The organism is Methanobrevibacter millerae (genome assembly GCF_900103415.1).
Taxonomy (GTDB): Archaea; Methanobacteriota; Methanobacteria; order Methanobacteriales; family Methanobacteriaceae; genus Methanocatella; species Methanocatella millerae.
The window spans coordinates 175,735-184,109 of the sequence record NZ_FMXB01000004.1; the positions used below are offsets into that span (position 1 = coordinate 175,735).

At 34.4% G+C, this 8,375-nt stretch carries 5 protein-coding genes; 2 read left to right on the plus strand and 3 right to left on the minus strand.

Translation table 11 applies throughout. The features are described 5' to 3' along the window. Positions 1-24 precede the first annotated feature (24 nt). From F3G70_RS03645 to F3G70_RS03655, 3 genes are all read right to left on the minus strand, one after another. The gene (locus F3G70_RS03645) at positions 25-4,659 is read right to left on the minus strand and encodes a C1 family peptidase (RefSeq protein ID WP_149731363.1); all 4,635 of its coding nucleotides are present in this window, start codon (positions 4,657-4,659) and stop codon (positions 25-27) included. Between the two features lie 353 nt (positions 4,660-5,012). Further along, positions 5,013-6,401 carry a transposase family protein gene (locus tag F3G70_RS03650; protein ID WP_149731364.1) on the minus strand — a complete coding sequence of 463 codons (1,389 nt, stop codon included), beginning with the start codon at positions 6,399-6,401 and terminating at the stop codon, positions 5,013-5,015. Positions 6,402-6,850: 449 nt separating this feature from the next. Further along, positions 6,851-7,336, minus strand: a complete 486-nt coding sequence (locus tag F3G70_RS03655) for a hypothetical protein (RefSeq protein ID WP_149731365.1) — start codon at positions 7,334-7,336, stop codon at positions 6,851-6,853. Positions 7,337-7,431: 95 nt separating this feature from the next. Between F3G70_RS03655 and F3G70_RS03660 the strand changes: the two genes are divergently transcribed. Next, positions 7,432-8,097, plus strand: coding sequence for a histidinol phosphate phosphatase domain-containing protein (locus F3G70_RS03660; protein ID WP_149731366.1), 666 nt, complete (start codon positions 7,432-7,434; stop codon positions 8,095-8,097). After that, a complete protein-coding gene (locus F3G70_RS03665; protein WP_149731367.1) occupies positions 8,094-8,312 on the plus strand; it encodes a hypothetical protein in 219 nt (72 codons plus the stop codon). The genes F3G70_RS03660 and F3G70_RS03665 overlap by 4 nt, the downstream gene beginning before the upstream one ends. The last annotated feature ends 63 nt before the right edge of the window (positions 8,313-8,375 follow it).

Sequence of the window (8,375 nt, forward strand, 5' to 3'; positions counted from 1 at the left end):
AAAAAAAGAAAAGGATTAATTAAATTAATCCTTTATTGTAATTGTATTTGAAATTCTTAATTCATCATACTCTGAGGTAATGATGTACTCGCCGACCATCAGGTTAATGTTTAGCTTAGCTATTCCTGAAGAGTCAGTGTATCTTGTGTAGAATACGCCGTTGATGTTGAATGTCACTGCCGCTTTATATGCAGGTTTTCCCTGACCGTCCAAGACAGTTACATTGAATGTTGAGCCGTCCTTATATTTCATTTCCAAATCATCAGCTTCCAAAGTGGATAAAACCGTGATGTTGTATGACATCATAAGTCCGGTTAACGGATCGATGGCTGTTAATATGTATTCTCCAGGGTTCAAGTTGATGTTCAATCGAGCAGTACCGTTTTCATTGGTTAGCCTGTTGTAGAACACACCGTTGATGTTCATGGTAATGTTAACGCCAGCTACCGGGTTACCTTTACCATCAATTAATGAAATATAGAACTGGGAAGCGTTTCTGAAGTATTTCACTAAATTATCAGCTATTAACGTAGGCAATACAGTAATGGTATTTTCAACTGTCGTGCCGTTGAATGTGGTTTTGATTGTGTAGTTGCCAGGATTTAAGTTAATAGCTATTTTGGCAGTTCCGTTTTCATTACCGGTTCTGTAATAGGTCCCGCCATTTATTTCAAAGGTAACTGTTTCGTTACAAGCGCCAATTTCAGCTTCGAATTGGGAATCGTTTTTATAGATTTTAACCAAATCCTCTGTGTAAATAGCTAAATCTTTGGTATAAACCTTTAATGTTGCACTTTTGTTTTCTAATGCCATATCAACCCATTGTCCGTTCATTTCAACGAAAACGCTGCCGCTTTCATAAAATTGCGTTGAATTATATATTATCGGAACATAATCCTTTTTCATCAATACCATGAAGTTGTCACTGTCTTTGATTGGAATTTCTGAAGTTAACCTGACGGTATGATAACCGGTAAATGGCGCATTTCCGGTTTGCGTGTATTTCAACTCATCATTAATATAAATTTCAATCACATATTCTTCATTTTCTCTGAAATAGCTTCCAATGCCGCTTATCAAATCATTTCCTGTGGACTGATATTTGACCTTGAATGCAGTGTAGCTATTGGATTTGTTTATCAGACCGCCAACATCCCTTTGATATATCTTGTTGTAGGATTCCTGATTTTTCAGAACATATCCGACGGACGTTGATTCGGTTAAGTTACCCCATGTCGTTTCGTTTAGGATGCTTGTGTCATAATATGAAATATACATGAATCCATTTTCCCCAAAGCTTTCGTCATGACTGTTTTTGATGATGAATGCACCGTTTCCAGGAGGAGTTATCAGGAAGTTGCTTGCAGGATAATTGTCATCCCAGCCGACAACTGAAACTGAATGGTTTGGAGTACTGGAAATGTTTTGGTACTGCGCATGGGTTTTTTCATTATAATATGGCTCCGTTTCAACGTTCAAGTAATTTAAGGTTACTGATCCGCATTCGATTATTGCTCTTTTCAATGCGTCATTGTCAGTTGCATTCCTGCGGGGTTCAATAAATATCACATCCTGAATATGGATCTTTTCACCGGCACTGATTAATGGGGATATTTTTCCGATTTCGTCATATGTATCATATGTGCTTGGGAATACTCCCACCCAGCTTATGGCATATTCCACTCCTTGGATATACGTTCCGCCTTCGCAAGAAAATACGACTCCATATTTTGAGTATTTCAGCATGCTGTTTTTCATATTGTTTTCTGACAAGTCATATTCTATGCCTGTTGCCTTAAGCAATGTAGATTCCAATGCTCCGCAGTTTCCAAAAGTCCAGCAGACACCTATGTCACCTTGGTCCTTTACGGAACTTATCCATCCCCAATCACGTGAATCGTAGCGTAAAGGAAGGTTTTCTACATTGATGGTATTGTTTATCAATTGAATTTTCATGCCGCTTTCTTTAATGACTGTCATATAATATGTGTCATTTAGGACTAATGTGTCATTTCCATAATCATTGTCTTTTAATGTGCTTGTGGTGAAAACAGCATGTATGGATTCTGTGTTTTCGCTGAAAGCAGTGTTTTCAATGGATAATTTACAACCATATGAATAAATGGCGTTTTTTGTATTTCTTTCAAGAAGGGAATTGCTTATGGAGACATTACTTTTTTCGCAGTATATTCCTCCGCCGTCAAACAGCTCCTCATAAAGAAGTCTGTTTGAAATTATTTTGGTGTTGTCCAATTTTAGATTTACAAAGGATACATATATCGCCCCTCCATCATATTCAGCCCCATTTTCAAGGAATCTGGAGTCATTTATCTCCATATTGCCTCCCAATTGAACGATTGCACCTCCAAAATTGGCTGAACAATTGATGAAAGTATTGTTTTTAACAATGGTATTGACATCTGATTCCACCATGTCATCATCCATATCCAAATATAGCGCTCCGCCATTATTTACAGCAGTTGTATTGATGAATACGCAATTTTCAATTTCAATCTGGTCCTGTATGATTTTCATCGCAATTGCACCGCTGCTTAAAAGAGCATGCAAATCCTTAAAGGTGGAATTTTTAACAGTTACTTTATTTTTATTGGAAATATACATTGCCGGTGCATATTTTGATGTCAGATTTAAGAATTCACAATTATTGATGAGAATGCTGCCATAACCAGTTCCATAAATCATGGAATATGTACAGTCATGGCTGTTTAGGAATTTCGTGTCTTCAATTTTGGCATTGTCTAAAAACTCTATACTTGCTCCGAATTCTGCACTATTTGCATTAAATGTGTTGTTTTTTATATTGATGCTACCAATGTCCATTGCTCCACCCATTGTGGCAGTATTGTTCTCGAAATTTGAATTTTCACAGTACAATTCTGAAGCTAGAATGGCTCCTCCTCTTTCTGCACGATTATATGCGAAATTACAGTCTTTGACTATTCCATTGCCTTTGAAATAGATTGCTCCACCCCTCGTTGCAATGTTGCTTGTGAAATTACAGTTCACCACAGCAGGTATCCGATTGGAAATAGCATTTTCCTTATTGATAGCTATTCCTCCACCTATCGTTGCATTATTGGCAATGAAGTTGCAGTTGAAGCTTACATTTTCAAATTCATCAAAGAAGTTAAGTCCTCCCCCGCTCTCTGCACTGTTGGAGATGAAATTGCCATTGAATGTTATGTTGTATGGAGTCATCCTATAATTCACTGCACCACCAAAAAGCCTTGCAGTGTTATTGATGAAATCACAGTCAAATTCACAGTTTTTTGAAGTGTTTTTGAAAGTTATCGCACCACCGTTACCGTTAATTTCATCTATCAAACCGTAGGCTGAATTATTTATGAACTTGCCTTTGAATGTGTTATAGTTGGTTTTGCTATAAAAAAACATTGCCCCGCCACAGGATAATGCAGTATTGTTTATGAAATCCCCTTTGAACGCATTATTGTTTGATTCACTGTAAAAGAACATTCCTGCTCCATAAGCGGCAATGTTATTTGTGAAAACACTTTCAATTTTATTGTTTTCAGCGGTTTTATAGAAGAATATTCCTCCACCACTTGCCTCTCTTGCAACGTTGCTGCTAAATTCAGATGTGATAGTGTTATTGATAGCAGTTTCCCTTACAAATATTGCACCACCAGACCTTATAGCGCTGTTCCCGTTAAATGTACTGTTAATCAGGTTATTTTTGATTCCACCGTTAAAGTAAACCGCACCTCCATTTTTTGCAGAGTTATTTTCAAATACACAATTTATTAAATCTGAATTTCCATTTGCAAATATTGCACCTCCAGACGCTGCTGCAGCGTTATCTGCGAATATTACAGTATCTATTGAGGTTTCATCTCTTGCATTTATTGCTCCCCCATTTTGGGTGGCAGTGTTATTGGAAAATTTCACATTTTTTATTGTGGTTTTTCCTGCAGCATATATTGCTCCTCCGTATTCCCCTTTGTTGTTTTTAAATGTTGTGTTGTCTATTATGGTATTTGTCCATGTGTTCAGCGCTCCGCCGAAGTCCGCTTGGTTGTTGGCAAATACTGTGTTGTTTATTGTAGTTTCTCCTATTACATATATTGCTCCTCCGGATGTTGATGCAGTGTTGTCTGTGAAGGTTGCGTTGTTTATCGTGAGTTTATCCCACGCAATAATTGCTCCTCCATCTTCAGGGGCTGTATTGTTGGCAAATATTGCATTATTTATTATACATTGTCCTGATACAGATATTGCTCCACCACAATTTGCACTGTTGTATTTAAAAGTCACATTGTTTAAGGTAATTGATCCGGAAGAATGCAATGCTCCACCTAGTCCTCCGGTCATATTTCCATTGATAAAAATAAGATTGGAAATTGTAATGTTATTTCCGGCAATATCAAAAATTCTGGCCTGATTGGATCCGTCAATGCTGTAACCATTACCGTTAATTGTAAAATCACTTTTATTTATTAAAATTCCACTATTCAGTTTATAATCACTCGAATTATCATATACATAGTCTTGATTTATATCTATGCTATCTGTACTTGAATCAATATCATCCTGAAGTGCTGTGAAGTTTCCTTCAGCCGAAACGACACTAATTGAGATGAATAACACGATTAAGACAAACAATATTTTAATTGTTTTCATAATTTTTCTCCAAACATTTATATGATTAATGTTATATTTTTAATTTTAAAAAAATATTGTCATTTAATTTTACGGGACTGTCAACAAAAATGTTGTTAATTCCCATAACTTGCTTAAACATTTTTTTTAAGCGAAATAAATAACCAAACAAATTTATTAACTCTAAATAACAATAAAAATAAGATAAATATAAATAAACTCAGTGAAAAAGTTATAAAATGAAATATGCAAAATATTGTATTATTTTTTTATATTTTAAGTGATTTGGTGATGATTTTGGAAAATTTTTGATTGTAAAAATGTGAAAAAGATCACTTCACATTAAATCAAAAAGATTCCTTAAAACAAGTTATTCATCTAATAAATCTCGAAGGATTACTATTTTTTAATTTTTCTTCCTTTTCTATTTGATTGTTTATTAATCCATTACCTCTATGGTATACTTGATTAACTAGGCCATTTAATGTCCGGAATTTTCTTTTTTGTCCTTTGGGCATGGTGGCTCTGAAATATCCTTCCGTTTTATTGTTGGTTCTATCCAATTTGCCTTTGTATGGCTTTTCTAAGTAGTATAGATAGGATTTATAGTGTGGGAAGAAATATTCTACAATATATTCTCGTATAAAATCTGGGAAATTCACCATATTTGTTTTTATGAGGTTAATATATGAATTTGCCTTTTCAAAGCTTTCTTCTTTAAATAGATAGTATATTAACTGTAATATGTATCCCATTTCTTTTTTTATGGGTTTTAGTTCTTCTTTTACTTTATTTTCAATGAATGTTTTTGTCTCATTTTTATAGGTTTTTTTCAGCTCAGATTCTATTTTTCTTTTGTATTTGAGTATTTCGTCGTGTACTTTTTTGTTTAAGTTTAATTTAAAGTGAAATGTGCAGTATTGGTGTCTTTTAAACTTTAATTTGCGCATTACTTTATCATAACCTTTTTTAGTGTCTGTTACAATACAGGTTCTATCTTTGAGTTCGATATATTTGTTTATGAGATAGTATACGTCTTTGTTTGTGTCTTCATCGGAGAATAGTTCTGCAATTGGCATTTTACGAACTATGTCATAGACAGCGTGTCTGAATTTCCATTTTTTATTTATTTTCACCCATTGCGCGTCGTAACCGTAGTATCCTCTTAATTCACCGATTTGATAATCGATTTCATTGCCATCTACGACAATTAGTGCTTTTCTGACTGTTTCATAGGATATGTCGATGTTGTTGAAGATTTTATAGTATTTAGAGATGTCCCTAAGTGAACTCCAGTTTAATTCTTTGATTTTTAAGGCTTTTTCTTTCAATCCGTTAGAAATATTTGAATGAAAGTCAAATTGGTCTTTTAAATCAGTCATAAACGTTTTATTGCATTTTTTACAATAATATCTTCGTATTATTATTTCGCCACAATATTCCTCAGAAATAACTTTTCTTCCATAAAAAGACCATTTAACCACATTGTGTGAATTACAATGCGGACAAATAGGATTCAACGAATGTATAATACCATTTTCATCCATAAAATATTTATTGGCGTATTCATCAGATATCTTAATCTCAGGATGCTTATAATTGCCAACATCCAATTTAGATTGGAAATCATTAGATTTCCTGAGATCATTTCTTTGACCATTATTTCGATTTTCACGACCTGAATCGTCAAAATCGAAAAGTTTTTGTTGCACTTCAGACACATTAAGTATAGGAAGTGCTTTATTATTTGTTTTAGAGAACATGAATATAATAAAGTATTTCTTCCTATTTATAATTATTTATTCTTATTTTCCGAAATACAAGCATATAAACTTATTAACTATAAAAAATAATAAAAATTTCATATAGAAATTAAAAAAATAAAGAAAATAAAACCTTGTAAAAAATTGGAAAAATAAGGTGGAAAAATTAACAAAAATGGGGCTCAGATATAAATTTTTCTATTTATTTTTTCTTAGAAAAAATAAAATTAATTTAATTACAGTAAATTAAAAATAAAACATTTAAAAAAATGCATTAATGGAATGAATATTTTTAACATTGTTAAAATTAAAAATACTGCTTATTATCCATTTTCACTTTTTTAGGTGTTTTAACAACATTTTTGTTGACAGTCCCTGATTATATTATTTTGCTTATTTAGAATTAGATATTAGTAAAAAAAAGGAGAAAGTGAAATTGAATAATTTCACTATTTTGCCAGCATGATTGCTTTTACGACTTCTTCAGCCGCATCGCAAACATCTGACGTTTTAAAGTTATCATCTGCATCAACATTATTATCAATTGCAATAACTGTGTAATTTGCATTATCCTTTACAAGGAAATATGCTGCCGCACCCGCACCTGTTTTGGCATAGGTATTCATGTCATAGGTGAATGTTCCTGACTGGGTACCTGATACGGTTGTATTGCAGTGATTCGTTTCGACGAATTTAAAGCCCTGGGAAGTCAGGAATGCGTTAACTGCATCCTCACCGATAATGTCTTTTGAAACCATTATGGTTTTTTTATCGTCTTTCAATACAACGGCAGTGTCATTGGTATTGTCTACCTTAAAGTCATCCGGAACATCAAAATTGAGTGAATCGAATGTTGCTTGGGCCGCATATGCGCAGGCCATGCTGCCGGCCACTAAAAGTATTGCAATTAATGCAAGGAAAGTCTTTTTCTCCATTTTTTAATCCTCCAAAATAATTGGGAAATTTTAGATGTTTCCCATTAATATTATATTGTATTAATTAGGAATATATAATTAATTGAGGTTTTAAAATGAACAAAAGAATAGATTTACATATGCACAGCTTATTCAGTGACGGTGAACTCCTGCCGTCCGAACTTGCAAGAAGAGCTTTAAAACTGAATCATGAAGTAATAGCCATTACGGATCATGTTGATTATTCAAATGTTGAAGAGATTCCAAAGATACAGGCCGCAATAGATGACGTCAACTCAAACTGGGACATTACAGTTGTTTTAGGTGCTGAAGTAACCCACGCTCCTGTCGAATCAATAGACGGAATTGCAAAAAGGGCAAAGGAACTTGGAGCGAAAATCGTAGTGGTTCACGGTGAAACTTTAAACGAACCTGTAACTCCAGGAACGAACAGGGCAGCAGTTGAATCAGAATACGTTGACATTTTAGGCCATCCTGGATTAATCACTAAAGAGGAAGCTGAAATCGCCCTTGAAAATGACATTTATTTGGAAATCAGTGCCCGTAAGGGACACTGCCTTGGAAACGGACACGTTGCAAACATAGCACGTGAAGTGGGAAACAAGCTGCTTGTAAATACCGATACCCACTCACCGGATAACATTATAACCTTTGAAAGATCACGTGAAGTCGCTCTTGGAGCAGGATTAAGCGAAGAAGAGGTTACGAAAGCCATCGTTGACAATCCGCGTGAATTACTTAAAAGCAAAGGAATCCTATGAGAGCAACTGAATTGCTAGAAATCATTCGGGACGAACTTAAGGATTATCCTATCGAGTATTTAAGAAATAAGGCCACTGATGAAAGATATACAGACCCGCTGGTTAAGAAACTGGCTAAATATAACTCCGAAGTATATGATGAAATCTATTCCTCAGAGCCTGAAAAGGATTTTGAATTGAACCTCCCCGACCTTTTAGAGGTCGGGGATTCCTAGATTTTTTTTGCTTAATAGTCTATTAAGTCTGAACTAGGCTATCCCCGTCGCACCAACGGTTCA

Excerpts from the sequence above, each read along its gene's own strand:
- F3G70_RS03655 (WP_149731365.1), bottom strand. The coding sequence starts at position 7,336 with ATGGAGAAAAAGACTTTCCTTGCATTAATTGCAATACTTTTAGTGGCC.
- F3G70_RS03650 (WP_149731364.1), bottom strand. The coding sequence starts at position 6,401 with ATGTTCTCTAAAACAAATAATAAAGCACTTCCTATACTTAATGTGTCT.
- F3G70_RS03665 (WP_149731367.1), top strand. The coding sequence starts at position 8,094 with ATGAGAGCAACTGAATTGCTAGAAATCATTCGGGACGAACTTAAGGAT.
- F3G70_RS03660 (WP_149731366.1), top strand. The coding sequence starts at position 7,432 with ATGAACAAAAGAATAGATTTACATATGCACAGCTTATTCAGTGACGGT.
- F3G70_RS03645 (WP_149731363.1), bottom strand. The coding sequence starts at position 4,659 with ATGAAAACAATTAAAATATTGTTTGTCTTAATCGTGTTATTCATCTCA.